This is a genomic window from Microbacterium aureliae (assembly GCF_054780155.1).
This window is the reverse complement of the sequence record NZ_BAAGWW010000003.1, coordinates 106,931-131,763: the sequence shown is the minus strand read 5'-3', so window position 1 is coordinate 131,763 and position 24,833 is coordinate 106,931. Positions and strand designations below refer to the sequence as shown.

Genomic DNA, 24,833 nt, shown 5'->3' with positions numbered 1-24,833 from the left:
CCCGCCTCACGGCGGGCCCTTCGGCGTTTGTGGGGCTGGCCGCGCCCGCTCGCGAGACTGCATCTCTGTGCCGAGACCGCGGTCTGACACCGTGGTTTCGGGCTGGAGATGCAGTCTCGCGGGTGGGGGACCTGCGCGGCGCGGTCAGCCGGTGGTGCGGGCGAGCCAGGCGGCGAAGGTCTCGGTGCCGCGCTCGACGTCGGGTCCCGGCAGCATCGTGCCGTCACGCTGGGCTCGGCCGTACGGACCGGGAAGCGACACGGCCGGAATCCACTCGCGCCGGCCGGTCGCCGTCGCCCACTGGCGGATCATGTCGGGCAGCGACTCCTCGCGCGGACCGGCGAGCTCGACGTATCCGCGGGCAGGAGCCTCGGCGAGCGTGACCAGCCGCGCCGCGACCTCGCGCGCGGCGATCGGCTGCGTCCGCATGCGGGGCGCCAGGTGCAGCGGACCCATATGCGCGGCGGCGTACATCTGCGGCGCGAACTCGTGCACCTGCGTCGCGCGCAGGATCGCCCACGGCACCGGCCCCTGCTCGACCAGACGCTCCTGCGCGCGCTTTCCGGCGTAGTAGCCGTGCGGTGCACGGTCGACGCCCAGCACCGACAGCGCGACGTGTCTCCCGACGCCGGCTGCGCGCTCCGCCTCGAGCAGGGTGCGGGTGACGGCCGAGAAGAAGGCGGTCGCGGCATCCGGGTTCATCGTCACCACGTTCGACGTGTCGATCACGGCATCCGCACCCCGCAGGGCGTCCGCGACACCCGTGCCGGCGACGAGGTCGATCCCGCGCGACCGGGCGAGGATGACGACCTCGTGCCCGCGCGCCGTCGCCTCGGCGGCCGTCAGCGCTCCGATGACGCCGGTGCCTCCGGCGATCGCGATCCTCATGCGTCCTCCCGTCCGTACGGCCACGCGTCGACGGCCTTCTCGATGGCGCGCCGTGTTCGCGCCGGCACGTGCTCGACCAGCTCGGCGGCCGCGGACGTGCGGCCGCGTGCGGCCCGCCACGTGCCGACGACCTCGCCGTCGACGAGCACCGCCGGGCGGAAGACGCCGTTGTTCCCCGGGACGAGCGCGGCCAGCATCGCCGGCGACGCCACGAGCGACCGGTCGGCGTACCCGAGGATCCACTCGTCGAACGCCGGCACGAGGGTGACTCCGGTCTTCTCGGCGTCGGCCGGCTCGCCGAGGATCCACGCCGGCGCGCCGTCGACGGTGACCTCGACCAGATCATCGACGGATGCCGCGGCCCGCCGCAGCAGCGTCTTCGGCAGCTTCGTCCACCAGGCGAGGTCGGCCACCGTGACCGGACCGCGCGCGCCGACGTAGTCGCGCACGATGCCGGGCAGCGCCGCCTCGGGGTCGGCCGCGTCCGGCGCCGGAGTGAGCGTGAGCAGCTGCTCGGTGCCGGTGAGGGCTCCCCAGTGGACGACGCCGGCGACCGACAGGTGCATGAGCAGGTGGTAGCCGCGGCCGGCAGCGGTGGGGATGCCGGCGGTCTGCCACAGCTCGAGCACCTCGGACCGGCGCAGGCCTGTGTGGATGGTGAGAGCGTCGGCGACGAGGTCGCGGGCGCGGTGGATCGTGGCGTCGTCGAGGTCGAGCTGCGCGCGGCGGCGGACGGTCGACTGGCGGATGCGGTCGCCGGTGAGGGCGAGGAGGGCGGCGAGCCGGTCGGGGGTCGTGGCGAAGAGGGTGCCGCGCATCGGCCAGCCCCGCACCAGGTCGCCGGAGTCGAAAGCGGCCACGACGTCGGCGACGCCGCCGCGGGAACGCAGGGCGATCGCCCGCAGCACCGCCGGCAGGTCCTGGCCCTGCAGCGCGACCATGTGCCGCACGACCTCGGTCGGCGAGAGCTGCGAGCCGCCGAGCAGCTGCGCCCGCCACCGCAGCCGCCGGGCCGTCGCCGGGTCGAGGTCCACCGTCACGTGGCTCAGGCTAGCCGCCGCTGCCGACGTGCGCGGGTTTGTGGGGGACTGCGCGTGTGCAGGACTCCACGGACCCGGGTCCTTCGGGCGGGAAGGGCCGGGTTCCCGGGTCCCCGGCATCCGGATCGGTGGAGTTCTGAACCGGCGTCCCGCCGCACCCTGCCCGCCGCACCCCCGGCCCGCCACCCTAGGCTGGCGGTCACCATGGGTTTCACGCGCGCCGAGCTTCAGGCCTTCCGGGGCCGCAGCGTCCCCGACCTCATGCCCGAGCGGCCGCGGCTGGTGTTCGTCGGCATCAACCCGGGCCTGTGGACGGCGGCGACAGGGGCGCACTTCGCCTATCCGGGCAACCGGTTCTATCCGGCGCTCGTGCAGGCGGGCATCATCCCGCGCCTGCCGCACATCGACGACGACGGCATGGCCGAGGCCGACAGGCGGATGTTCCTGGATGCCGGCATCGGGATCTCGAACCTGGTCCGCCGCGCGACCGCACGTGCCGACGAGCTCACGCGCGACGAGCTGCGCGAGGGTGCGGCCGCGCTCGCCCGTGCCGCGCAGCGCTGGCAGCCCCGGGTCGTCGCCGTCGTCGGACTCACCGCCTACCGCCAGGGGTTCCAGCGGCCGAAGGCGACCGCGGGCCTTCAGGACGAGTCGCTGGCGGACGCCGAGCTCTGGGTCGTCCCCAATCCCAGCGGACTGAACGCCCACGACACCGTGGCCACTCTCGCCGAGGCGTACGCCGCGCCCGCCCGGGCCGCCGGCATCCGACCAGATCACGTGATCGGGACGAGATCACCCGCTGTTTCCGGTCCGTCCGTGCGACTCGAGTCGGGGCCGGGCGCCGGGCCGTAGGTCCTGTCGCGGACCTGTGCCGCGGGCGTAGCGTGAGCGACGGAGGCGACATGACCGCTCGACTGACCTTCCACGGCGCCGTGGACACCGTCACCGGATCCCGCACCCTCGTCGAGGGCGGGGGCCGCCGCATCCTGGTGGACTGCGGGCTGTTCCAGGGCTTCAAGGCTCTGCGCGAACGCAACCGCAGGCCGTTCCCGGTGCCGCCGTCGAGCATCGACGACGTCGTCATCACGCACGCCCACCTCGACCACACCGGGTATCTGCCGGCGCTGGTGAAGAACGGCTTCCGCGGCCGCATCCACTCCACCGTCGGCACGGCCGAGCTCAGCGGCCTCATCCTTCCCGACAGCGGCTACCTCATGGAGGAGGAGGCCCGCTTCCGCGCCCGCCACCACACCTCCAAGCACGAGCGTCCCGAGCCGCTGTACACCCGAACGGATGCTGACGCCGCCGTCGACCGGTTCGTCACCCACCCGTTCGACGAGGCGGTCGATCTGGGCGGGGTGCGCGTGAGGTTCGTGCCCGCCGGCCACATCCTCGGCGCCGCCCAGGTGCGGGTCGAGACGGAGGGCCGCACCGTGCACTTCACCGGCGACCTGGGCCGGAGCGATGACCCGCTGATGAACCCGCCGCGCCCGCTCGAGGCCGCCGACGTCCTCGTCGCCGAGTCGACCTACGGCGACCGCGACCACGCCGAGGAGGACCCGGCCGACATCCTCGCCGACGTCATCACGCGCGTGTGCCGCAAGAACGGCGTCGTCATCATCCCGGCGTTCGCGGTGGGGCGGGCGGAGTCGCTGCTGCTGCAGCTGTCGCGGCTGCGGACGGCGGGGCGGATCCCCGACGTCCCGGTGTTCCTGAACTCTCCGATGGCGGTCAACGCCACCGAGATCTACCGGCGGCACCGCGGCGAGCACCGCATCGGCGACGACGAGTTCGCGCGCATGTACGCCCTGCCGACCCTGGTGCGCACCGTCGACGATTCCAAGCTGCTGAATCTGCGCGGCGGCCCGTGCGTCATCATCTCGGCCAGCGGAATGCTCGAGGGCGGCCGCGTGCTGCACCATGTCGACGCGTACGGCGGCGATCCGCGCAACGCCATCATCCTCACCGGCTTCCAGGCCGGCGGCACGCGCGGTGCCGCGCTGCAGCGTGGGGAGCGGAGCCTGCGGATCTTCGGCCGCGACGTCGAGATCGAAGCCGAGGTGCACCAGCTCGGGTCGCTGTCGGCGCACGCCGACCGCCGTCAGATCCTCGAATGGATGCAGACCGCGCCCCAGCCGCCGGGCCGGACGTTTCTGATCCACGGCGAGCCCGAGGCCGCTGACTCCCTGCGCCAGCAGATCGAATGGCGCCTGGGGTGGAACGTCCGCGTGCCGCAGCTGGGCGAGTCCGTGTCTATCTGACGGCCGCCGCGGCCTGCGCGAGCACCGCCACCGCCGCGCCCGCGGGGTCCATCGCGCGCAGGCGCTCGCCCAGGGCGGCCGCCGCGCGCCGCTCGGGCCCGTCGGCGAGCAGCCGCTCGGCCGCGGCCCGGATCGCCGCGGGCGACGCTGTGCGGGGGAGCGCGGCGCCGACCCCGAGCCGCTCGACGGCGGCGGCGATCGCTGGCTGGTCGGTGAGGGGGTGGGCCGGCAGCACCAGCACCGGGATGCCGTGGGCCAGGGCCCGCGCGGTCGTCCCGTGCCCGCCGTGGCTGACCACGAGCGACACGTGAGGCAGCTCGCGGGCATGGTCGGCGTAATCCCGCACCTCGATCCCCGGCGGGACGCGAAGGCGCGAGGCGTCGATCGCGGGCCCCGTCGTCACCAGCACGGATGCCGGCACCCCGGCGAGCCCGTCGACGATGCGCTGCAGCATCCGGTCCTGCCCCGGGACGGCGGTGGTGCTGAGGCTCACGAGGATCCGCGGCTCGCGGGGCTCAGCCGGGACGGCCCCGATGGCTTCGATCGGACCGATGTGATGTAGGCCCTCGCTCCGCAGCTCGGACTCGAACTCGGGGATCGCGGTGATCAGCTTGTGGCGCGGGGCCTGCAGCATGGCGGCGGCGTCGACGCCCCGCATCCGGATCACCCGTCCGAGAGGGCCGTTCACGGCGAGCTCGAAGAAGCTGAAAAGGGTGTGGACGAGGCTGACGGCGGGAAGCCCCGCCGCGAGGACCTCGGCCATGCCGCCGACGAGCAGGCAGTCGACGACGACGGCGTCGGTCGGCGAGCGGCGGTACGAGGCGACGATGTCGCGTCCGGCGGCGCGGTCCGCGAACGCGCGGGCCTGGCGCCAGGCGCCGGCGACGAGCGAGCCGGCCTGGGTTGCGACGAACGGCCGCGCGGTGGCGTAGGGCTCGACGGCGAAGCCGGCCGCGGCGATCGTGGCCTGCTGAGCGGGTGAGGCGATGAAGCGGGCGGTGCCACCGGCATCCGTCACCGCGCGGGCGAGGGCGAGGGCCGGCGGAAGGTTCCCGCCGGCGTCGAGGGTGGCGAAGAGAACCGTGGTCATGACGACTCCAGGATGGCGTCCACGAGCGCGCGCATGCGGGTCTGGACGAGGGCGGGTGAGAGGCCGCGGTCTCGGCGCAGCAGGCTCCACACCTGCAGGTCGGTGGCCACGGCGAGAAGATCGACCGCCGCGTCGCGGTCACCGGTCAGCAGGGGGCCGAAGCTGTCTTCGACCCAGCGGCGGTGGGTGGCGCGGCCGGCGTCGGTGACGTCGCGGACGCGCGGGTCGCTCAGCTCCGCCGCGACGAGCCGCACCATCAGCTCGCCCCACTGCTCGTAGTGCTCGACGACGGCGCGGACGGCGCCTGCGACGTCGCCGGGGGTGACGCGGCGATCCTCGACGACCCGGGCGCTGGCCGCCGTGCCGACCTCGGCGAACAGGGCGTCCTTGCTGCCGAAGTGCCGCAGGATCGTCTGCACGCTCACGCCCGAGCGGGCGGCGATCTGGTCGAGAGTGATCTCGAGGGTCAGCAGCTCGTGGGCAGCGGCGATCGTGGCGTCGATGATCGCCGTTCGGGTCGCGGCGGTGGTCGCGGCGCGAGCGGTCTGAGTGTAGGTGCGGGTCTCGCCCATGCCCCGCACGGTACGCCCGTGATGATTTGGTGTCAATAGGCACTCACGCGAAATGACCGGCGCGCGCTCGATGCCCGCGCGCGCCCGGCGCGGGAAACGCGCGCGACCCGCTCCGCTGCTACGGTCCGGATGCATGAGCTACACCGTCACCGTCTTCTGCGGCTCGGCGCCGGGATTCGACCCGCTGTACGTCGAACAGGCCGCGCACGTGGGCACGACTCTCGCCGACCGCGGCCTGCACATGGTCTACGGCGGCGGGCACGTGGGACTCATGGGGACGACCGCGAACGCCGCGCTCACCGCCGGCGGCACGGTCACCGGGGTCATCCCGCGGGCGCTGCAGGCGCGCGAGGCGATGCACGAGCACCTGTCAGAGCTCGTCGTGGTCGACAGCATGCACGAGCGCAAGATGATCATGTCCGAGCGGGCTGACGCGTTCCTCGCCCTGCCCGGCGGCCCCGGCACCCTCGAAGAGATCACCGAGCAGTGGACGTGGGCGCAGCTCGGCATCCACGAGAAGCCGTGCGGGCTGCTCAACATCGGCGGCTACTACGACCCGTTCGTCACGCTCGTCGAGAACATGCGCGACCACGGCTTCACCCACCGTCGCTACACCGACATGCTCGTGATCGGCGACGACATCGACGATGTGCTCGACCGGATGCAGGCGTACCAGCCGCCGCCGCGCGTGCTGCTGTCGCCGGGGGCCGAGATGTCGGCATCCGATCTGCCCTTCATCGAGCCCTGACCTGCGTGTGCGTGGGATCCTGGGATTCCGCGATCACGGAGGATCCCATGCAGCAGCGCCCCCTCGGCCGCACCGGCCGCACCGTCTCGGCGATCGGCCTCGGCACCTGGCAGCTGGGTGCCGACTGGGGGCAGGTGAGCGAGAGCGATGCAGAAGCGGTGCTCGCGGCATCCGTCGCCTCGGGCGTGACGCTCTTCGACACCGCCGACGTGTACGGCGACGGGCGCAGTGAGACGCTGATCGGGCGGTTCCTGTCGGCGCATCCCGATCACGACATCGTCGTGGCGACGAAGATGGGCCGGCGCATGGCGCAGGAGCCCGAGAACTACACGCCCGAGAACTTCCGCGCGTGGACCGACCGGTCGCGCACGAACCTGGGCATGGACACCCTCGACCTCGTGCAGCTGCACTGCCCGCCGACCGCGGTCATCGAGGACGACCGCACGTACGACGCGCTGGACGCGCTGGTCGCCGACGGCGCGATCGCGGCGTACGGGGTGTCGGTCGAGACGACGGCGCAGGCGCTCGCCGCGATCGCGCGGCCGAACGTCACGAACGTGCAGATCATCTTCAACCCGTTCCGCCTGAAGCCGATGGACGAGGTGCTGCCGGCCGCGCAGGCGGCGGGGGTCGCGATCTTCGCGCGGGTTCCGCTGGCGTCGGGGCTGCTGTCGGGCAAGTACTCGGCGTCGACGACGTTCGACGCGAATGACCACCGCACCTACAACCGGCAGGGGGAGTCGTTCGACAAGGGCGAGACCTTCTCGGGCGTGGACTTCGAGGAGGGCCTGGCCGCGGTCGCCGAGCTGTCGTCGGCGCTGCCGGCGAACGTGACCCTGCCGCAGGCGACCCTCGCGTGGATCACGACGCGTCCGGGTGTGACGTCGGTGATCCCCGGTGCGCGCAACATCGACCAGGCGTCGTCGAACGCGGATGCCGCGGCCCTCGTCGACGGCGGCTTCGACGTCGAGGGGTTCGACGCGGCCGTGCGCGAGGTGTACGACCGTCGCCTTCGCGCCGCCATCCACCCGCAGTGGTGACCGGTCCCGGTCGCTGAGCGAGGAGCGCAGCGACGAGACGAAGCGCACGGGGTGGCCGACGCTTCGTCTCGCTGCGCTCGCTCAGCGTCCGGGATGTTGTGGGTTCCGGTCGCTGAGCGAGGAGCGCAGCGACGAGACGAAGCGCACCCCGACCCTCAGACCGGCAGCACCCCTGCGCGGTGCAGGACGACCAGCATCCCGAGCGCCAGCACGTTCAGCACCACCCGCGCCCAGAACGTTCGCCGGTACGCCCGTTTGCGGGTCTTGTGCCGGAACACCTGCTGCGCGACCAGGGCCCCCGGCCACCCGCCGAGTAGGTCGAGCCCGAGGAGCGTTCGCTCCGCGACGCGGGGGCGGTTGCGTTTCGCGGCGGCCTTGTCGGCTGCGTAGGTGGCGAACGAGAGGATGCTGAGCGCGGCGTACGCCGCCGGCATCCACCATGGCAGTGACAGGGCGACGTAGGCGACCGCGAGGGCTGCGGCGAAGGCGGCGAGCGCGATCCAGCTGAGGGCCGCCGGCAGCGGCTTGGTGAAGTCGCGTTCGCGGGCGAGGGCGGGCGAGGGTCTCACGCCGTGAGTCTATGGGTGCGCTTCGTCTCGCTGCGCTCGCTCAGCGTCCGGTGAGGGGCCCACCCCGGCGATTGAGTAGCCGGCGCAGCCGGCGTACCGAAATCCGCCGCACATCCGGGGGCGCTTCGTCTCGCTGCGCTCGCTCAGCGTCCGGGCAGCGCGGGGTCAGGCGGCGGTGTAGTCGTAGCGGGCGCGGCCGCCGAGGCGCGGGGTGCGTTCCGGGTCGACGTGCGGGGGAGGGATGAACCACACTCTCGCGGCGATGGTTCCGCCGTCTATCCGGATCTCCCACCCGTTGTCGTGGATCCGGTGGTGACAGGATTCGCAGAGCAGCACGCCCTTGGACAGGTCGGTTCTGCCGCTGTCACGCACCCACCAGTCCAGGTGGTGTGCGCGGGTCATGCCGGGCGGAGCGCCGCAGCCACTGCATCCGCCGTCTCTTTCGACGAGCGCGAGACGCTGAGCGTTCGTGAAGAACCGCTTCTGGCGGCCCCAGTCGAGAAGTTCTCCGCGCGAGTCGAACACCGCCGGAATCACACCGCCGCCGGCAGCCATCCGGCGGGCGGCGGCAATGCTGATGGGAGTGTCCATGCCGTCGATCAGGGCGGGTCCGTCGCCGGTCTGCAGGTCGTCGAGGGTCATGCGCACGACGACCGTGGCGCCGCTGAGGGGCAGATCGTTGTTGTCGCAGCCCACGGCATGGGCGACGAGCCGGAGCAGGGCGTCGAGCTGCCGTTGCGGGTGCGAGCGCAGGTCGGGTTCGGAGCCGAGCGGCCCGGGATCATCCCCGGCGCGCTCGCCCCGACCGAACGCACCCCGGTAGTCGGCGGTCACGCCGGCCTCGATCGCGAGCTTCAGGGGCGCGCCCGACGGCACGTCGCACGTGAGCTCGAGGTGGAACATGCCGTCGCGCTCCCACATCTTCAGCCCGCTGTCGCCGCGCGCGTCGCGTTCGCGCGGGGCGATGCCGTCGGGGTCGAGGTACGCCTCGGCGCGGGCGATCACCTTCTTCAGCAGGTCCAGCGAGAGTCCGGCTGCCTGCTCGACGAGGGTCTTCTCGGCCTGCTGCAGCGCCCCCGCGTCGGCGCGGAGCGCCGCCCGGTCGAGCATCGTGATGATGAGCGAAGCCGCCTGGGTTCCGATCGACGCGGACTTGAGGCCCTCGGCGACGTAGGGGTGCTTGGCGGGCATGGGTTCGCCGGTCAGCGACGTGCGCGGAGCCGTCGCCTGCCCGACCTTCACCAGACGGCTCGCCTCGCCCATCGTCGTTCCGGTGCTGGCGGCGATCAGCGTCACCGGGTTGCGGAACCCCTGTTGCTTGGCCAGCGCGTCGGGCCCGAGTTCGGGGCGCGACTCGCGGGCGATCTCGGCGGCGGTCGCGGCCTGCAGCCCGTTCACCGCACGGGCGAGCACACCGAGCGCGTCGTTCGCCGCGACGAGTCGAGACCGACCGAGGCTTTCGACGGTGGCGGGGGCTGTGCCCGTGGCATCCTGACCCGTCCACGCCGCCTGCAGAGCCGACAGCGCATCGCGGATCGGCGCGAGCGGATCCACCTCATGCGATGTCGGGTTATCGATCATGTCTTCGATACTAGAGAGGGCCTCCGACATTGCATCTTGGAGCGGATGCCGCCACTGCCAGCCGCGCAGCCAGTCCAGTACTGACTGCGACACCGAACGCGCGCGAACAAAGATACGAAACTAAGCCAACTCCAACCGCACGACCCGTCGTCGCTTCGTCGGCGCGCTCACCTCGCGGAATCCGGCGGCGAGGAAGGGGCCGACGGCGCCGACGCTCATCTCGTCCCACGTGATCTCCTGCCCGCCGGTGACCATCGGGTAGCCCTCGATCGCGTGCGCTCCGCGCGAGCGCGCGTGCGTCACCGCCGCCGCAACCATCGGGTAGGTCAGCCCGCGCCCTCGGTACCCGCGCCGCACCACAAGGCAGGGGATCGCCCACACATGCGGGTCGTCGCGGGACTCGGTGCGGCCCTTCCATGGCACCGGTGAGCCGCGCAGGCGTCCGTAGACCGAGCGCCGGTCGACCGCGCACCACGCCACGGGCTCGTCGTCGAGGTAGCCGACCAGCCCGATGGTCTCGGTCGCGCGCGGGTCGTCGCAGTGGGTCTCGGCCCGCAGGATCGCACCGCGCTCGGCGACGGGCAGGTACCACCAGTCGCGGTCGCCCAGGCGCTGACGCTGGCACTGGCAGCGTCCGGCCGTGCCGGTGAGGATCGCCTGCAGGTCATCCCACGACGCTTCGTTCGCGGGTACGATCCGCAGCCCGTCGATGTCGCCCGCCCTCGTCCTCCCCGGCATGCGCCCAACTTACGGATTCTCAGCGAAAAATCCAGGCGACATTGCGGTTCCGCCGGGGACTCCCGGAGTAGCTTGATCCCCGAACCGGTTCTTGTGGGAAGAACCTGATGACTCTCGCTGGGGAAGAAGACATGAACACGCTCTCGCCGTACGCGCCTGCGCAGCCCATGCTGCGCTCGTCCCGCAACAACTCCGACGGCCCCGCCTCGCGGCGAACCCCGCCCTCCGCTCACGACAACGTCGTGGTGCCCGGCTTCGTCCCGCCCGCTCGTGAGCGCTTCGCTCCGCAGACTCCGGCTCACCGCCCGGGCTGGGCTGCCGGTACTGCTGCCCAGGGCGATCGGATGCCGGTGGTCGTCCCCGCACGTCGCAACCGACTCGTCGCCGCATCACTCGTCTTCACCGGCCTCGGCATGGTCGCCGCCGGCGCCTCGCTGTGGCGGCTCAGCGCGAGCGATGTGATGCTCGCCGGTATCGCCAGTGCCCTCGCTGTGGTGCTGCTCGTGCTGTCGTCGGCTTTGGCGATCGGCTCGCTGGTCGTCGGCATCAGCCGCCGCACCGGCTGGATCGCGCCCGCGATCGCGCTGCTGCTCGCGGTAGCCTCGCTCGCCGGCGCCCTCTACCTCGCCGCCGGTCAGGTGCTCGACCTGCAGCTGCCCACCTTCTGACCCTGCAGCTTCCCACCTTCTGACACTGCAGCTGCCCAGCGTCGATCACCCGGCACCCGCCCGGTGATCGAGGAGGCGGCGCACCCGACCACCCCCGCCCCGCCGCGACGCGAACCCTCCCGCCCGCCCCGCCGCGAACTCTCCCACCCGGCATCCACCCCTCTTGATCTCGCGCCCGCGCGGGAGGACAGTGATCCCATCGACGGTGTGGGGCCGTCGCAGCGTTGCGGCGTCGCGCCATCCGCCGCGGCAAGGGGTTCCGGTCATGGCCGTCCGATCGTTCCGTCCCGTGTTCGCCGTCGCCCTCGCGACACTCCTTGGCGGGGGCGTGCTCGCCCCCGCCGTCGCCGACGGCCCGCCCCCACCTGACTGGCAGCCGCACTCGTCGGTCGTCGTCGACGACGCGACGGTGTCGTGGCAGACGGCGACCTCGACCTTCTCGCCGTTCGGCGGCCCCGAGGTCCTCGACGAGATGCCGATCTACCGCCCCGATGTGGTAAACGAATCCGAACGCCCGCGCTACTTCGCGCTCGGCACCGACCTCGTCACTCCCGGTGTCATCGACGAGATCTGGATGCCGGAAGGCTGGGGTGCCTTCGGCGATGCGGCCGAGGACGTCGGACTCGCCGGGGAATTCTGGTACGAACTGCTGCCCGGCCAGTCGATGGTGGGCACCGGCCGCTTCGCCGACGGATTGCCGGCGTGGTCGGGGCACACGATCACGATCTTCGAGCTCGAGAGCGCGCCCGAGCCCGCGCCCGCTGCAGCGCCGGCGGCAACGCCGCTGCTGTCTATCACCACTCCCGGCCGGCACGTGCCGGCAGACCTGGGCGGCGGCGATCTCGACAACATCTCGGCCGCGATGGGTCAGCGTGCCACGGTGTCGGGCAGCGGTCCGATCCCCGAGGTCTTCGCGGGCGTGACCGCGACAGTCACGGCATCCGATCTGCCACCCGGCGAGCAGCTTGAGCTGTGGATCACCCAAGACACCAGTTACGCGTTCGTGCAGATCTTCGGCGGCGTGCTCGCCGTCGGCTCGATCAAGGTGGGCGAGGGCACGGTGGCGCCCGACGGCAGTCTGGCGGCGACTTTCACCGTGCCGCCCGGCACCGCGGACGGCATCTACCAGCTGCTCGCGGGAGTGCGCGCCGAGCGGTACTGGCCGGCCGGCACCTACGACGACTTCGAGGTGAGTCAGCCGTCGACGGTGCTGTCGGCCGCATCGCCCGCGAACCCGACCGAGCCGGTCGCGATCCCCGTCGATCAATCCACGACCGTGTCGCTGACGTTCCCGACCGACGCCAGCGCGGGCGAGACCACGGTGATCCCGAGTTCGACCGGGCCGCTGCCGACCGGGTTCCAGCTGACGTCGGATCCGCCGCTGTACCTGCACATCGACTCGACTGTCGAGTTCGACGGGGCGGTCACCGTCTGCTTCGCGTACGACCGCGACCAGTTCGCGACCCCGCCGCACATCTACCACTTCGACTCGGTGCTGTTCCAGTGGCAGCAGATCACGACCTCGCGGACTCCCGGGGTGGTGTGCGGCACGACGTCGAGCTTCTCTCCGTTCGTGCTCGGCATCCCCGACGCGTTCCCGTTCTCGGGCTTCCTCGCGCCCGTCGCCGATGGCGAGCCCAACCTCGCCAAGGCAGGGCAGGCGATTCCCGTGAAGTTCTCGCTCGGCGGCGACCGGGGCCTCGAGGTGCTCGTGTCGGCGCGGTTCCGCGACGAGGGCACGGTGCTCAACCCGACGGGGGAGTGGGTGGATGCTGCGGCGGCCGGCAACTCCGGCCTGTCGTACGACCCCTCGACCGACACCTATACCTATGTGTGGAAGACGAGCAAGGCGTGGGCCCAGCACACGGGCCAGTTCGTGATGGAGCTCTCGGACGGCTCGACGCACACCTTCGACGTGTCGTTCCGCAAGTAAGTGTCGTGGGGCGAAACTCGCCGTACCGCGATCCCGTGACCCCGCATACGCTGACCACATGGACGAGCTCACCGAAGAAGTGTGTGTCGCCGCTCCGCTCGACACCGTGTGGAACGACTGGACCGACGCGGCCGCGGTCGAGGAGTGGTTCTGGCCGCCGCGCCTGCAGCCCGCTGCGCACATCGTGCCCGAGACGTCGGGTACCTGGCTGGTGCGTTCCGTACCGGCCGACATGGCCGTGCTCGGAACGATCGTGTCGCTCAGCCCGCCGCACGTGATGCGGCTGCAGTGGGCGTGGGAGGGCGAGGACTTCAGCTCCGAGGTCGAGGTGAGTCTCGATACAGCGGATGCCGGTTCCACGCGCGTGCGCGTCGTCCACTCCGGGCTGCGCACCCCCGAAGAGTTCGCATCGCACCGGCAGGGGTGGTCCGACTGCCTCTCCCGCTTGGTGGAGCGATACGCGTGAACTTCGCGTTCGACTCCACGGTCTTTCGCTGGTCAGGCCGCGAGGACTCCTCGTGGTACTTCGCCGCGCTGCCGCCCGAACTGAGTGAGGAGATCCGCGAGATCCCACGCCCGACCCGCGGCTTCGGCTCTGTACGGGTGCGCGTTCGCGTGGGGGGTTCAGAGTGGGCGACGTCGATCTTCCCCGACAAGGGCCTCGGCACGTACGTGCTCCCGCTGAAGAAGTCCGTGCGCGACGCTGAAGGTCTTGCAGACGAGGGCCCAGTTACCGTCCAGCTGGTGGTCGTCGACGCGTGACCAGATCGTGATCCGATATACAACTCTCACTCTGTTCGCACGAGTAACACGATCCCGCTAACATCCGGGTGGGGGTTTTCCTGAGGGATTCTTTACCGAAGCAACAGCGGATTTCGTTGACGCAGGGGGACGGATAACGCCAGGATCGTCGGCAGGGGGAACAGTGGCATCACACCCGTGCAGGCCGTCCCCACAACTGAGTTGATCGTTTCCTAGGACAGTTCGCGGATCACTGGGGATCCAGTCCGAACGAATCGTGAAACTCGGGGCTTGTCATGTCCAACAAACAGGGGAGTACTGCGCTCATGCGTGCATTCATCAAGAACTACATCGCGGCCGAGAAGGCTCGTCGTGAGGAAGAGGGTCGCGAAGCCGGCTTTTCGCTCATCGAGCTCATTGTCGTCGTTGTCATCCTCGGCATCCTCGTCGCTATCGCCATTCCGGTGTTCGGAGCGATTCAGGCACAGGCTGAACAGAACGCGATGTCGGCCGCGGCAGCAAATGGCGCAACCGCAGTAGCCGCCGCGGTTGGCGACAGCGACACCACCTCGACTGTTGCGAACGCCATCGCGGCTGGTTCGAACGCCGAAGTTACGCTGACAACGGCCAACGACGACGCGTCGGCCGTAGACGACGTCTGTGTCACCGCTACCAAGACTGGCGCAACGACGCCGTGGGCGAAGGCTGGACCTGGATGCACGGGTGCTGCGAACAGTTGGACCACTCCTGCCACTCCTTGACCAGAGCTGAGGCTGACGCAGGCTTGAGTCTCGTCGAGGTCGTCATCGCGATGATGCTGCTTGGCATCATCGCGATGACGATCCTCCCTGCCTTGTGGCAGGGCATTCAGCTTGCATCGGAGCAATCCTCCGCTGCGACTGCCACGCGCTTTCTAAACTCGCTCGTCGAAGAAGCGCGCGAGCTGGAGGACTGCACCACCATCCCGTCGGTCATTGGCCGCACAGCGACCGACGGGAAGGGCGCGTCGATGACCAGCACTGGCAGTCTGAGCGGATGCGCCTCTGGAGTGGCGGCGACGCTCAATCTTTCCATCGTTCAGAACGGTGACACTCTGGCTTCCACAACGGCACGAATTTTCATTCCATGACTCTACGGCGCGAAGATCGGGACGATGGGCTCGGACTCATTGAGCTCATCGTTGCGATCGTTGTGTCAGGAATCGTGCTGATGGGGATCGCCACTATTTTCGCGCGGTCTTGGCAGACACAGGAAGAAGTCATCTCCGCGTCTGAGGCGACCAACCGTGGACAGCTCGTCAGCGCGGCAATCGAGCGTGCGGTTCGGAACGGGTTGTTCGTCCAGGTGTCCGACAGCGGGCGGGAACTTCGTGTAAGCACTTCGTTGACCGGAGCGCTGAAGTGCCAGGGCTTCCGACTTTCCAGCGACTCGGGGGGTGTGGCTAGGTTCTCAGGAGCCAGCGCGACGCTGGCAACATCGGATCTCTGGCCGGAGTGGGAGACCGGCATCCTCCCGCAAGGAGCTATTCCCTTTTTCGCCGAGTCGGGGACGGATGTCGTGACCTACGCATTCGAAATCGAGACCGAATCGGCGCCCGTCAGATTCGCAGGACAGGTCTCGCCACGATCGGTACAGGAAGGAACCAACGACTCATGTTGGTAGTGAACCGTCTCCGTAGCCGACTGCGTGATAACCCTGAGCACGGAGCGGTGCTTGTCACCGTCGTCGTCGTGATGTTCGTGGGATTCGTCATAGCCGCGACCATTGCGGCGTCCGTAATGTTCACCGTTCGGGCGAACGATGGCAACCGCGACAATCTCGATGCCTTCGTCGCAGCCGAGTCAGGGCGGGACGTGGCGCTAGCCACCATCACCGGTTCTTGTTCTATCACTGCGCCCCTCAGTGGGACCGCTCCGACGTTCACAGCAACCGTCTATCTGTCGACGGACGCGACCACAACCCCAGCTTCCTCGGACGAGGCCGGACTCACCGCGAACTCCTGCCCTAGCGAGACCACGGAGTGGATCGTCATCAACTCCGTGGGTACCGGCCCCGACGGGTCGACGTCTGAAATCGACGCCGTGTATCGATGGGTCAAGACGCTCGAAGAAGTCCCGGGCGGCACACTGGCGTATTTCGCAGGCTCGGTCGGCGGTCAGAAGTCGATCTACGACGGGGACTTGGTGGTGCGCAAAGGCAGCTACAACTGTCCAAACTTGGCCGTCATCAACGGGGATCTGTATGTCACCGACGGAACAGTAACGCTCAGCACGGGCTGCGAAGTGACGGGTTCCATTTACGCCTATGGGGAAGTGGAGTCCGGTAGCCAGGACGTGAAGGTTGGTGAGGACATCTGGACGGAGATCGGGGAGGTTGATCTCGCCAACAACGGAACCGTCATTGGTCGAGATATCCGGGCTGGCTCGAACGTTTTTCTGACCGGGAGCGGAGGCACGACAGGCATAGTCAATGGCGAGGTGCACTCGGCGGGCTCGATCGATGTGTCCGGCGGCTGGAACGTCCCGCTCGCGAAGCGATTCTCTGGTGCGGGCGCACCCGTACTTGTTCCGACCCTCGACGATGTCTATTCGATGACGGCGTGGATTGATCTTGGGAAGGATAGCTGGGGGGCAAGCCAGGAGATCAAGACAGGTTGCGTTAAGAGTCCCTCCGCCAGTGCACTTCGAGGCGTCGGCAGACTTCTGATAGACCTCACTCAGTGCAGCGGGAATTCGGTCACCATCACGGTGCCGGCCGTAGAAGTCAATCGCGATGTAGTTTTCGTCGTTCCCGCACAGAAGACCATGAAGGTCGAGTTCGCCGGAAATATCACAAGCAGCTTGCCGATCGAATCCGCTCCTCAATTGGTGTTCGTGCATGAGGATCGAAATCTGGCGCTTGTCGATGGCGAGCCCGTTCCCACGTGTGAAAGCACTGGTCCGGATGATCTGGACACGAAAGACGCGACGACGATCGGCGCGCGGATAATGATCTATTCGCCGTGCTCCATAGCTGGTTCGATCCGCTCCAACTACTTCGGCCAGTTTTATACCGCGGGGAACACGACCAGGTTTTACAACGGCGCGACTATCAACTGTGAAGAGATGAGCTGGGTACCTGTCTTCGAGGAGATTAGCTGCTACATCCGAGTCGAGGACGGCGGCGGCACGACGGTGACGGTGCAGAGCCTGGGTGACCGAATCTTCCAGACCGAGCGCTGAGGCATGACGCAACTGGTTGTCTTCTTCGTCATCGTCGCGGGTGTGTTCGGCCTCCTCATCGGATCCTTCCTCAATGTGGTGGCCTACCGGGTGCCGACCGGGATTTCGCTGATGCGCGAGAGCCGTTGTCCGCATTGCGGGCAGCACCTACGGCCATGGCAGAACGTCCCCGTACTCGGCTGGATAGGACTCCGCGGTCGATGCGCGCGCTGCCAGGCTCCGATCTCGCCTCGCTATCCCATTGTCGAGGCGATCACCGGTCTGGTCTTCGCCCTCGTCGCGTGGTGGTGGCTCGCGGTCTCCGACGTCGTGCTCGACTCGACGCTGCCCGAATACCTAGCGTTGCCCACCGTGGACGGTGTCGTGAAGCCTGCGGACCTCTGGGGTCTCTCCCTCGTGATCGCGGCCTATCTGTATCTCGCTGCGATCAGCATCGTACTGACGCTGATCGATCTCGACACGCACCGGCTGCCGAACGCGATTGTCCTACCGAGCTACATCGTCGGCGGGCTTCTGCTCGCTTTAGCGAGCCTGTTGACCGGGGACTGGACGGCATTGCTCCGGGGCGCTGTCGGCATGGTCGCGCTGTACGCCTTCTACTTCGTCCTGAGGCTGCTTCGTCCGGATGGCATGGGTGGTGGAGATGTGAAGCTCGCCGGGGTTCTCGGGCTCTACCTCGGCTACGTCGGGTGGGGTGCCCTCGCTGTGGGGGCCTTCGCCGCCTTTGCACTCGGTGGCGTTTACGGCGTGGCGCTCATGCTGATACGTCGTGCCGGCCGGAAGTCCGCGATACCGTTCGGCCCATGGATGATCCTCGGCGCGTGGGTGGGATTGCTCGCGGGTGAAGGCATAGCCCGCTGGTACATCGGGTTGTTCGTGACAGTGTGAGAACAGCAATGGGGGAAGGTGAGAGCCGATGGCCAAGACACTCGTAGGGCTCGAGATCACCGAAGAGAGCGTGCGCGGTATCGAGATGACCACCGGGCGGTCGCCGTCTCTCGTCGCCGTCGGTGAGGTTCCGCTTCCGCGTGAGGCGGCGCGCGACTCCGAAGTACTCGATCAGGACGCCGTCGCTTTGGCGCTCCGGCAGCTGTGGGCGACCAGCGGACTCAAGGGCAAGAGTGTGACTCTCGGGGTAGGAAGTCGCCGCATCCTCGTCCGTGAGTACACGACGCAGGCCATGCCCCCGCAACTGCTGAAGCAGGCTTTGCCCTACCAGGTGCAGGACCTCTTACCGGTTCCCGTCTCGCAGGCGGTCCTCGACTTCTATCCGACCTCGCAGATCGGCGACCAGGTCTCGGGGCTGCTCGTCGCGGCGGTGTCGGAGAACATCGAACAGATGATCGCCACGCTCGGCAGGGCCAAGCTCCGCGTCGATCGGGTCGACCTCGTCCCGTTCGGACTCGCCCGCATCGCCAAAGGTCTGGCCGCGCCGGGCGAGACCGTCGCGATGATCCACCTGGGCGACCACACATCGTTCGTCGGTGTCGTGACGGACGGGATTCCGCACTTCGTGCGTATCATTCCCGTAGAGATTGCCACCGCGGCCTCCCTGCGTATCGAGGTTGGCGCGCTCGAACCCGAGCTGAGTGATGAGGAGGTCTTCGAGCCGGTCGGCGCAAGTGGGATCATCCCGCGTCGGACCCTGGACGTTACGGGCACCCGCGCATCGCTGCGCGGAGGACCCTCGCCCACCGCGCCTGCTGTCGCCGACCTCGTTTCTCGACTGCGCAGCACGGTCTCGTTCTTCCAGGGTCGTGATGGCGGTACCCGTATCTCGCGTGCGCTCATCAGCGGCGCCGGATACAACGCCGTCGGCGTCGCGGACGCGATCGAGCGGGCCTTCGACATTCCGGTCGTGCCGATCAGGCTCGAGCAGGTCATCAACACGCACGGCCGCCCGCTCGGGGATGATCTCGCCTTTAACGCTGTGGCCACCGCGGGTGTGCTTCTAGGACAGGGAGCGAAATGAGCAGCGCCGCACCGAGCATTCCGTTCGGCGGGATTCCCCGCGTCAACCTCATCCCACGGTCGGAGCTCGATCGCCGCGAGCGTGCCAGTACCGCGCGCAAGTGGATCTGGGGGGTCGTCGGCGCGATCCTCGCCTCCCTCGCGTTGATCGCGGGAGCGATGACCATTAACTGGCTGGCGGATCAGCGACTTCTCGTCGAACAGGCGCGTACCAACGCACTGCTGACCGAACTGGCGAGCTTGTCAGAGGTAAGTGGCGCCATCGCAGCCGAGCGTGAGCTCATCGACTACCGCGCGCAGTCAGCAGGCTCGGACTTCGCCTGGGCTCCGGTCGTGGCCGAGTTGCGTGGGGCGCTCCCGTCGGGAGTGGAACTGGTCGGCTTCGCTCTGACGACGGGCGGCGTCCTGCAGGGTGAGGATCCCGCCGCCGAGGTCGGGCTGGTGGGCAGCCTCACCCTCAGCAGCCCGAACGCAATCGACATCGCGCAGACCGTCCGCGCCATGCGGGCACTCGCGGGAATTGCCGACGCGGACGGCCGGCTCGTGTCGACGAGCCAGCAGTCCGTCGGCGCCTACACCTACGAGATCTCGATCGCGTTCGACCAGTCGATCTACTCGGGCCGCTTCGTCGCGACGGAAGGAGAGCAGTGATGCCCAAGCAGCTCATCAACCTCATCGGCATCGTTGTGTGCGCCGGCATCCTCGGCCTCGCTGTCGCGGTCGTGGCGCTCCCCATCTACTTCCAGTCCCTCGCCACAGGCACGCAGACCGCTCAGGTGGATCAGACAAACGATGTCTACCAGATCCAGGTCGACGGCCTTCGCGTGCAGGAAGAGCGGATGGGTGAGATCGAAGCCTCCGTCGCCGAGCTGCGCACGCAGATTCCTGCCGCCAACGAACTCGACGACGTGTTCGAGCTCGTCGCCCGGTCGGCGTCAGAGGCCAACGTGCAGGTGCAGACGATCACGGCCGGAGAGAACGCGCCGTTCGTGGTTCGGACAGAGCCGCTGGCGATCGGCGAAGAGCCCGAAGCTCCTGCGCCTGCGGACACGACCACGGACCCCACCACAGGTGAGACGCCGGACCCTGCCGCCCCGCCCGCCGAGCCTACGCCCGCTGAGCCCGCGTCTGCGCCCGTCGAGGGGGCACCGCTTGAGGGGCGTCAACAGGTCGACTTCACCATCACCGTCATAGCCACGCAGCTGCAGGACGCCATCGGGTTCCTCGACCGACTGCGCAGCGGGCCTCGCCTGCTGACCGCCATCGATTCGACGGTCATCCCGACGGGAACCGGCTACGACGTCTCGGTCTCGGCGCTCACCTACGTCCTTCCGGAGAACTGACATGACCGCGAACATGCTCGACGATCTGCTTGGGGCCGCAGCTCGCGGCCGGGCTTCGGACGTCCACCTCACCGCCGATGCGCAGGCGCTGATGCGCGTCGACGGCGACCTGGAGCCCATTCCGGGATACCCCGACATCATCTCGGCGTCATGGCTCGAAGCCGCCGCGTACGAGTTGATGTCGGCATCGCAGCGCGACGAGTTCCAGTCGCACCACGAGGTCGACCTCGCGCACTCGATCGACGGCCTCGGTCGACTTCGCATCAACGTGTACCGGCAGCTCGGGGCGGTCGCGGTCGCGCTGCGATTCATCCCGAACAAGGTGTACACGCTTGAGCAGCTGGGCGCGCCCGCCATCGCGCGCGAGTTCGCGCTGAAGCCGCGTGGCCTCGTCCTCCTCACCGGCCCGACCGGATCGGGAAAGTCGACGACGCTGACAGCCATGGTCGACATCATCAATCACACGGTGCCGGCGCACGTAATCACGATCGAAGACCCGATCGAGTTCCAGCACGTGAGCAAGCGGTCGCTCATCCACCAGCGCGAGATCGGGTCGGACACGAACTCGTTCGCCGAGGCCCTTCGTCGCGTGCTGCGCCAGGACCCCGACGTCATCCTCGTCGGTGAGCTCCGCGACCCCGAGTCGATCCGGACCGCGCTGTCGGCGGCCGAGACCGGCCACCTCGTGCTCTCGACCCTGCACACCCAGGGTGCGGCCAAGAGCGTCAACCGCATCATCGACGTGTTCCCCGCCGACCAGCAGCACCAGATTCGCGCTCAGCTCGGCGACACGCTGCAGGGGGTCATCAGTCAGACGCTCATGCCGCTGTCGCAGACCGAGGGTCGGACGATCGCGACCGAGGTGCTGGTGAACACCCCGGCTGTGGCCAATATGATTCGCGAGGGTCAGGTCGCGCAGCTGTACTCCGCGATGCAGGCCGGGCAGGCAGTCGGTATGCACACTCTCGATCAGGACCTGAAGCGCTTGGTGTCGGAGGGTGTCATCTCGCTCACCGTCGCCAAGTCGTACGCCGTCGATCCGTCGACCCTCGAGAACGTCTACGTGCGCCCGCGCGACCTCGACGCCGATGAGTGGAGCAACCGCGCCAGCGATTGGCACCACCAGGACGCCGGAGTCTGACATGGCTGTCCTGCAGGAGTTCCGCTACCGCGCCATCGACCCGCGCGGCGGCGCGGTCGTCAAAGGCACGATCGAGGCGTCGACCGAGGCGTCGGTCACGACGAAGCTGAAGGCGCAGGGACTCACCCCGCTCGAGGTGATCGAGGTCTCGAAGACCGGTCTCAATATGGAGATCAAGATCCCGGGCCTGACCAAGCACGTGAAGGCGAAGTCCCTCGCGATCTTCGCCAAGCAGATGGCCGGCCTCATCAACGCCGGCCTGCCGCTCATGCGCACCCTGTCGATCCTCATCGAGCAGAGCGATGACAAGCGGCTGCAGCCGGCGCTCGTCGCTGTGCACGCCGATGTCGAGAGCGGCTCCTCTCTTTCGGGGGCGATGTCGCGGCATCCGGATGTCTTCCCGCCGCTGCTGCTCAGCATCGTTCGCGTCGGCGAGACGGGCGGCTTTCTCGGGGCCGCGCTCGACTCGATCGCCGAGAACTATCGCAAGGAAGCGGAGCTGCAGAACAAGATCCGCTCCGCGACGACGTATCCGACGATCGTCCTGATCGTGGCCGTCATCGGCGTCCTGGCCATGATCACGTTCATCGTGCCGGTGTTCGAGAACATGTTCGCCGGGCTGGGATCGACGCTGCCGGTGCCGACGCTCATCCTCGTCGCACTCTCGAAGAACATGGCGTGGATCCTGCCGGCCCTCGCCGTCGCGATCTTCGGCGGGTGGATCTGGTGGATGCGCAACAAGAACACCGAGCGGGTGCGCAAGGTGGTCGACCCGCTGAAGCTCAAGCTGCCGATCTTCGGCAAGCTCGCGACCAAGATGGCCGTCGCGCGGTTCAGTCGCAACCTGTCGATGATGCTCGAGGCCGGCGTGCCCATCATGCAGGCCCTTGCGATCGTCGCGCAGGCCTCGAACAACTTCAAAGTCGAGCAGGCCATCCACGAGGTGCAGGAGTCCATCCGGCACGGCAAATCCTTCGCCGTGCCACTTGCCAAGGCCGGGGTCTTTCCCGCCATGGTGCCGCAGATGGTGTCGGTCGGCGAGGAGTCCGGCACGCTGTCCGAGATGCTCGCGTCCATCGCCGACTTCTACGAAGACGAGGTCGAGACGGCGACGGAACAGCTGTCGGCGACCATCGAGCCGATCCTCATCGTCGGCCTCGGAATCATCATCGGCGGCATGGTCATTTCGCTATACCTGCCGATCTTCTCGCTGTACGGTGAACTCGGACAGCAGTAAAGCCACCGCTCCGCCGCCGCACCCGACTGCGTCGCTGCGATGACGGCGTGAAGCCGCCCCCGGGTCGTCCCCCAGCGCCCGGGGGTGTGCTGTTGGTGTGCCTGTGGTGCGGGAGCGCGCTTCGTCTCGTCGCTTCGCTCCTCGCTCAGTGGCCGGGCTTCAGCAGCGCTTCGTCTCGCTTCGCTCGCTCAGCGGCCGGGGGAGGGCGGGCCCGGAAACCGTGAAGTGGACGGGGCCTGTGCTGCGACCAAGAGCAGAGTGCCCCCGCGGCCGAAGGCCGCGGGGGCTCAATTCACAGCGAGACGCGCAGGACTTCTTCGATCGTGGTCAGGCCCTGGGCGACCTTGCCCCAGCCGTCCTCGCGGAGCGAGACCATGCCCTGCTGCAGCGCGACCTGGCGCATCTCGGTGCCCGTGGCACGCGTGACGACCAGCTGCTCGAGTTCGTCGCTCATCGTCATGACCTCGTGCAGACCGACCCGGCCCCGGTATCCCGTCCCCGAGCACGCCTCGCAACCGACTGCCTTGTAGATCTCGGGCACGTCGTGCGGGTCGTGGGGGAATCCCAGAGCGCCCAGCACCTCGGTGGTCTCGGTGTACGGCGCGCGGCACTTCAGGCACAGCCGGCGCGCGAGACGCTGGGCGATGACCGCCGACAGCGCGGTGGCCACGAGGAACGGCTCGGTGCCGATCTCGGTCAGACGCGTCAGCGCCGAGGGGGCGTCGTTGGTGTGCAGGGTCGACAGCACCAGGTGACCGGTGAGCGCCGCCTCGATCGAGATGACCGCGGTCTCTTTGTCGCGGATCTCACCGACCAGCACGACGTCGGGGTCGCTTCGCAGGATCGACCGCAGCGCTGAGGCGAAGGTGAGCCCGGCGCGGTTGTTGACCTGCACCTGGTTGATGCCGGCCATGCGGTACTCGACCGGATCCTCGACGGTGATCACGTTGATCTTCGGGTTCGACACCTCGCGGAGCGCGGTGTACAGCGTCGTGGACTTGCCCGAGCCGGTGGGCCCGGTGACCAGGATCATGCCGTGGGGGCGCACGATCGCCTCGCGGAAGCGCGTCTCGTTGATCTTCGAGAACATCAGGTCGCGCATGCCCATCGTCTGACCGGAGTTGTCGAGGATTCGCATGACGATCTTCTCGCCCCACACCGTCGGCAGCGTCGCCACGCGCAGGTCGACCGTGCGCCCGTCGTGCGACACCGACAGGCGGCCGTCCTGCGGCTTGCGCTTCTCGGCGATGTCGATGGCCGACATGATCTTCAGGCGCGAGATGATCCCGTCCTGGATGCCGCGGTCGGCCTTCTGCATCTCGTGCAGCACCCCGTCGATGCGGAACCGCACGGTCAGCTGCCGCTCGCCCGGCTCGACGTGGATGTCGCTCGCGCGGTCGTTGATGGCCTGCGCGATCAGCAGGTTCACGAACCGCACCACGGGTGCGTCGCTGTCCTGCTCGCCGAGCTCTTCGGTGAACGACGCCTGTGAGGCCGCCGACGTCTCTTCGATCGACGCCGACAGCTCGCTGAGCTCCTCGTCCGAGCGCAGGAACCGCTCGAACATCTGCCCCAGCGCGTCCTTGGCGACCACGACCGGCTCGACGAACAGGTCGGTCACGCTCGCGACGTCGTCGAGCGCGACGATGTCGGTCGGATCCAGCGTTCCGACGATCAGCCGATCGCCGCGCTTGTCTATCGGTATCAGGCTGTACTTGCGGCACACGGCCGTCGGCACGAGCGCGACGATGCTCGGATCCAACGGCATCTCGGACAGATCGACGAACCGATGGCCGGTGTTGAGCGCCACCGCCTCGGCCACCTGCGAATGCGTCACCAGAGACTGACCGGCCAAATGCTCGATCAGATCCGGTGTATCACCGAATTGCGTCAGCGCAGCTGACATATCCGACGCACGTATTGCCCCAGTCAATACGAGCGTCTGAGCGAGTCCCCTCACAGCGTCCCCAATCGCTACCCCAGATGCTACGCCCACCGGGACCGCGACGGGAGGGATCGAGGCCATTCTCCGGGCCTCGCGCCGCGATCTG

26 protein-coding genes are annotated in these 24,833 nt (G+C 68.6%); 18 read left to right on the top strand and 8 right to left on the bottom strand.

Annotation, left to right across the window (positions count from 1 at the left end; translation table 11 throughout):
* Positions 1 to 144: 144 nt before the first annotated feature.
* Positions 145 to 888, bottom strand: a complete 744-nt coding sequence (locus ACYVF4_RS12855) for an SDR family oxidoreductase (protein WP_460723404.1) — start codon at positions 886 to 888, stop codon at positions 145 to 147.
* Positions 885 to 1,928 carry a winged helix DNA-binding domain-containing protein gene (locus ACYVF4_RS12850; protein ID WP_460723402.1) on the bottom strand — a complete coding sequence of 348 codons (1,044 nt, stop codon included), beginning with the start codon at positions 1,926 to 1,928 and terminating at the stop codon, positions 885 to 887. The genes ACYVF4_RS12855 and ACYVF4_RS12850 overlap by 4 nt, the downstream gene beginning before the upstream one ends.
* Positions 1,929 to 2,132: 204 nt before the next feature.
* Between ACYVF4_RS12850 and ACYVF4_RS12845 the strand changes: the two genes are divergently transcribed.
* Both ACYVF4_RS12845 and ACYVF4_RS12840 read left to right on the top strand, forming a co-directional pair.
* Positions 2,133 to 2,780 (top strand): mismatch-specific DNA-glycosylase, encoded by a 648-nt coding sequence (locus ACYVF4_RS12845; protein ID WP_460723400.1) that lies wholly within the window; start codon positions 2,133 to 2,135, stop codon positions 2,778 to 2,780.
* A 50-nt stretch (positions 2,781 to 2,830) separates the two neighbouring features.
* Positions 2,831 to 4,189 carry an MBL fold metallo-hydrolase RNA specificity domain-containing protein gene (locus ACYVF4_RS12840; RefSeq protein WP_460723398.1) on the top strand — a complete coding sequence of 453 codons (1,359 nt, stop codon included), beginning with the start codon at positions 2,831 to 2,833 and terminating at the stop codon, positions 4,187 to 4,189.
* On the opposite strand, the gene ACYVF4_RS12835 is transcribed toward ACYVF4_RS12840, so the two are convergent.
* The gene (locus ACYVF4_RS12835; RefSeq protein ID WP_460723396.1) at positions 4,182 to 5,279 is read right to left on the bottom strand and encodes a glycosyltransferase; all 1,098 of its coding nucleotides are present in this window, start codon (positions 5,277 to 5,279) and stop codon (positions 4,182 to 4,184) included. The genes ACYVF4_RS12840 and ACYVF4_RS12835 overlap by 8 nt on opposite strands.
* The gene (locus tag ACYVF4_RS12830) at positions 5,276 to 5,851 is read right to left on the bottom strand and encodes a TetR/AcrR family transcriptional regulator (protein WP_460723394.1); all 576 of its coding nucleotides are present in this window, start codon (positions 5,849 to 5,851) and stop codon (positions 5,276 to 5,278) included. The genes ACYVF4_RS12835 and ACYVF4_RS12830 overlap by 4 nt, the downstream gene beginning before the upstream one ends.
* A gap of 133 nt (positions 5,852 to 5,984) precedes the next feature.
* On the opposite strand from ACYVF4_RS12830, the gene ACYVF4_RS12825 reads away from it, so the two are divergent.
* Positions 5,985 to 6,599: an LOG family protein gene (locus ACYVF4_RS12825; RefSeq protein WP_460723392.1), complete on the top strand. Its 615-nt coding sequence runs from the start codon at positions 5,985 to 5,987 to the stop codon at positions 6,597 to 6,599.
* Positions 6,600 to 6,646: 47 nt separating this feature from the next.
* Positions 6,647 to 7,639, top strand: coding sequence for an aldo/keto reductase (locus ACYVF4_RS12820; protein ID WP_460723390.1), 993 nt, complete (start codon positions 6,647 to 6,649; stop codon positions 7,637 to 7,639).
* A 155-nt stretch (positions 7,640 to 7,794) separates the two neighbouring features.
* Here the strand turns inward: ACYVF4_RS12820 and ACYVF4_RS12815 are convergent, their stop codons facing one another.
* The 3 genes from ACYVF4_RS12815 to ACYVF4_RS12805 form a co-directional block, all read right to left on the bottom strand.
* Positions 7,795 to 8,208, bottom strand: a complete 414-nt coding sequence (locus ACYVF4_RS12815) for a DUF1294 domain-containing protein (RefSeq protein WP_460723388.1) — start codon at positions 8,206 to 8,208, stop codon at positions 7,795 to 7,797.
* Between the two features lie 165 nt (positions 8,209 to 8,373).
* Positions 8,374 to 9,789, bottom strand: a complete 1,416-nt coding sequence (locus ACYVF4_RS12810; protein ID WP_460723386.1) for an HNH endonuclease signature motif containing protein — start codon at positions 9,787 to 9,789, stop codon at positions 8,374 to 8,376.
* A 120-nt stretch (positions 9,790 to 9,909) separates the two neighbouring features.
* Positions 9,910 to 10,527, bottom strand: coding sequence for a GNAT family N-acetyltransferase (locus ACYVF4_RS12805; protein ID WP_460723384.1), 618 nt, complete (start codon positions 10,525 to 10,527; stop codon positions 9,910 to 9,912).
* Positions 10,528 to 10,658: 131 nt separating this feature from the next.
* On the opposite strand from ACYVF4_RS12805, the gene ACYVF4_RS12800 reads away from it, so the two are divergent.
* The 14 genes from ACYVF4_RS12800 (at position 10,659) to ACYVF4_RS12735 (ending at position 22,782) form a co-directional block, all read left to right on the top strand.
* Positions 10,659 to 11,195 (top strand): hypothetical protein, encoded by a 537-nt coding sequence (locus tag ACYVF4_RS12800; protein ID WP_460723382.1) that lies wholly within the window; start codon positions 10,659 to 10,661, stop codon positions 11,193 to 11,195.
* A 265-nt stretch (positions 11,196 to 11,460) separates the two neighbouring features.
* On the top strand, positions 11,461 to 13,128 hold the full coding sequence (locus tag ACYVF4_RS12795; protein WP_460723380.1) for a PxKF domain-containing protein: 1,668 nt from the start codon (positions 11,461 to 11,463) through the stop codon (positions 13,126 to 13,128).
* A 58-nt stretch (positions 13,129 to 13,186) separates the two neighbouring features.
* The gene (locus ACYVF4_RS12790; protein WP_460723378.1) at positions 13,187 to 13,594 is read left to right on the top strand and encodes an SRPBCC family protein; all 408 of its coding nucleotides are present in this window, start codon (positions 13,187 to 13,189) and stop codon (positions 13,592 to 13,594) included.
* The gene (locus ACYVF4_RS12785) at positions 13,591 to 13,890 is read left to right on the top strand and encodes a DUF1905 domain-containing protein (RefSeq protein ID WP_460723376.1); all 300 of its coding nucleotides are present in this window, start codon (positions 13,591 to 13,593) and stop codon (positions 13,888 to 13,890) included. The genes ACYVF4_RS12790 and ACYVF4_RS12785 overlap by 4 nt, the downstream gene beginning before the upstream one ends.
* A gap of 275 nt (positions 13,891 to 14,165) precedes the next feature.
* Positions 14,166 to 14,630, top strand: a complete 465-nt coding sequence (locus ACYVF4_RS12780; RefSeq protein ID WP_460723374.1) for a prepilin-type N-terminal cleavage/methylation domain-containing protein — start codon at positions 14,166 to 14,168, stop codon at positions 14,628 to 14,630.
* Between the two features lie 23 nt (positions 14,631 to 14,653).
* Positions 14,654 to 14,998: a type IV pilus modification PilV family protein gene (locus ACYVF4_RS12775; RefSeq protein WP_460723372.1), complete on the top strand. Its 345-nt coding sequence runs from the start codon at positions 14,654 to 14,656 to the stop codon at positions 14,996 to 14,998.
* Entirely contained in the window at positions 14,995 to 15,531 is a 537-nt protein-coding gene (locus ACYVF4_RS12770) for a PilW family protein (protein ID WP_460723370.1), read from the top strand. The genes ACYVF4_RS12775 and ACYVF4_RS12770 overlap by 4 nt, the downstream gene beginning before the upstream one ends.
* Before the next feature lie 47 nt (positions 15,532 to 15,578).
* Complete coding sequence (locus ACYVF4_RS12765) at positions 15,579 to 17,090, top strand: hypothetical protein (protein ID WP_460723368.1); 1,512 nt, start codon at positions 15,579 to 15,581, stop codon at positions 17,088 to 17,090.
* Between the two features lie 3 nt (positions 17,091 to 17,093).
* Positions 17,094 to 17,978 carry a prepilin peptidase gene (locus ACYVF4_RS12760; protein WP_460723366.1) on the top strand — a complete coding sequence of 295 codons (885 nt, stop codon included), beginning with the start codon at positions 17,094 to 17,096 and terminating at the stop codon, positions 17,976 to 17,978.
* A gap of 28 nt (positions 17,979 to 18,006) precedes the next feature.
* Positions 18,007 to 19,062 (top strand): type IV pilus biogenesis protein PilM, encoded by a 1,056-nt coding sequence (gene pilM / locus ACYVF4_RS12755; RefSeq protein WP_460723364.1) that lies wholly within the window; start codon positions 18,007 to 18,009, stop codon positions 19,060 to 19,062.
* A complete protein-coding gene (locus ACYVF4_RS12750; RefSeq protein WP_460723362.1) occupies positions 19,059 to 19,712 on the top strand; it encodes a PilN domain-containing protein in 654 nt (217 codons plus the stop codon). The genes pilM and ACYVF4_RS12750 overlap by 4 nt, the downstream gene beginning before the upstream one ends.
* Positions 19,712 to 20,404, top strand: a complete 693-nt coding sequence (locus ACYVF4_RS12745; protein ID WP_460723360.1) for a hypothetical protein — start codon at positions 19,712 to 19,714, stop codon at positions 20,402 to 20,404. Before ACYVF4_RS12750 ends, ACYVF4_RS12745 begins: the two co-directional genes overlap by 1 nt.
* Position 20,405: 1 nt before the next feature.
* Complete coding sequence (locus ACYVF4_RS12740) at positions 20,406 to 21,545, top strand: type IV pilus twitching motility protein PilT (RefSeq protein ID WP_460723358.1); 1,140 nt, start codon at positions 20,406 to 20,408, stop codon at positions 21,543 to 21,545.
* Between the two features lies 1 nt (position 21,546).
* A complete protein-coding gene (locus ACYVF4_RS12735; RefSeq protein ID WP_460723356.1) occupies positions 21,547 to 22,782 on the top strand; it encodes a type II secretion system F family protein in 1,236 nt (411 codons plus the stop codon).
* 292 nt (positions 22,783 to 23,074) lie between these two features.
* Here ACYVF4_RS12735 and ACYVF4_RS12730 read toward each other — a convergent pair whose 3' ends face one another.
* Complete coding sequence (locus ACYVF4_RS12730) at positions 23,075 to 24,742, bottom strand: GspE/PulE family protein (RefSeq protein WP_460723354.1); 1,668 nt, start codon at positions 24,740 to 24,742, stop codon at positions 23,075 to 23,077.
* Between the last annotated feature and the right edge of the window lie 91 nt (positions 24,743 to 24,833).

Bases quoted from the DNA above. Each gene is read 5' to 3' on its own strand.
- ACYVF4_RS12830 (WP_460723394.1), bottom strand. From the start codon at position 5,851: ATGGGCGAGACCCGCACCTACACTCAGACCGCTCGCGCCGCGACCACC.
- ACYVF4_RS12825 (WP_460723392.1), top strand. From the start codon at position 5,985: ATGAGCTACACCGTCACCGTCTTCTGCGGCTCGGCGCCGGGATTCGAC.
- ACYVF4_RS12790 (WP_460723378.1), top strand. From the start codon at position 13,187: ATGGACGAGCTCACCGAAGAAGTGTGTGTCGCCGCTCCGCTCGACACC.
- ACYVF4_RS12745 (WP_460723360.1), top strand. From the start codon at position 19,712: ATGCCCAAGCAGCTCATCAACCTCATCGGCATCGTTGTGTGCGCCGGC.
- ACYVF4_RS12820 (WP_460723390.1), top strand. From the start codon at position 6,647: ATGCAGCAGCGCCCCCTCGGCCGCACCGGCCGCACCGTCTCGGCGATC.
- ACYVF4_RS12840 (WP_460723398.1), top strand. From the start codon at position 2,831: ATGACCGCTCGACTGACCTTCCACGGCGCCGTGGACACCGTCACCGGA.
- ACYVF4_RS12750 (WP_460723362.1), top strand. From the start codon at position 19,059: ATGAGCAGCGCCGCACCGAGCATTCCGTTCGGCGGGATTCCCCGCGTC.
- ACYVF4_RS12855 (WP_460723404.1), bottom strand. From the start codon at position 888: ATGAGGATCGCGATCGCCGGAGGCACCGGCGTCATCGGAGCGCTGACG.
- ACYVF4_RS12805 (WP_460723384.1), bottom strand. From the start codon at position 10,527: ATGCCGGGGAGGACGAGGGCGGGCGACATCGACGGGCTGCGGATCGTA.
- ACYVF4_RS12735 (WP_460723356.1), top strand. From the start codon at position 21,547: ATGGCTGTCCTGCAGGAGTTCCGCTACCGCGCCATCGACCCGCGCGGC.
- ACYVF4_RS12795 (WP_460723380.1), top strand. From the start codon at position 11,461: ATGGCCGTCCGATCGTTCCGTCCCGTGTTCGCCGTCGCCCTCGCGACA.
- ACYVF4_RS12835 (WP_460723396.1), bottom strand. From the start codon at position 5,279: ATGACCACGGTTCTCTTCGCCACCCTCGACGCCGGCGGGAACCTTCCG.
- ACYVF4_RS12810 (WP_460723386.1), bottom strand. From the start codon at position 9,789: ATGATCGATAACCCGACATCGCATGAGGTGGATCCGCTCGCGCCGATC.
- pilM (WP_460723364.1), top strand. From the start codon at position 18,007: ATGGCCAAGACACTCGTAGGGCTCGAGATCACCGAAGAGAGCGTGCGC.
- ACYVF4_RS12760 (WP_460723366.1), top strand. From the start codon at position 17,094: ATGACGCAACTGGTTGTCTTCTTCGTCATCGTCGCGGGTGTGTTCGGC.
- ACYVF4_RS12770 (WP_460723370.1), top strand. From the start codon at position 14,995: ATGACTCTACGGCGCGAAGATCGGGACGATGGGCTCGGACTCATTGAG.
- ACYVF4_RS12800 (WP_460723382.1), top strand. From the start codon at position 10,659: ATGAACACGCTCTCGCCGTACGCGCCTGCGCAGCCCATGCTGCGCTCG.
- ACYVF4_RS12740 (WP_460723358.1), top strand. From the start codon at position 20,406: ATGACCGCGAACATGCTCGACGATCTGCTTGGGGCCGCAGCTCGCGGC.
- ACYVF4_RS12845 (WP_460723400.1), top strand. From the start codon at position 2,133: ATGGGTTTCACGCGCGCCGAGCTTCAGGCCTTCCGGGGCCGCAGCGTC.
- ACYVF4_RS12780 (WP_460723374.1), top strand. From the start codon at position 14,166: ATGTCCAACAAACAGGGGAGTACTGCGCTCATGCGTGCATTCATCAAG.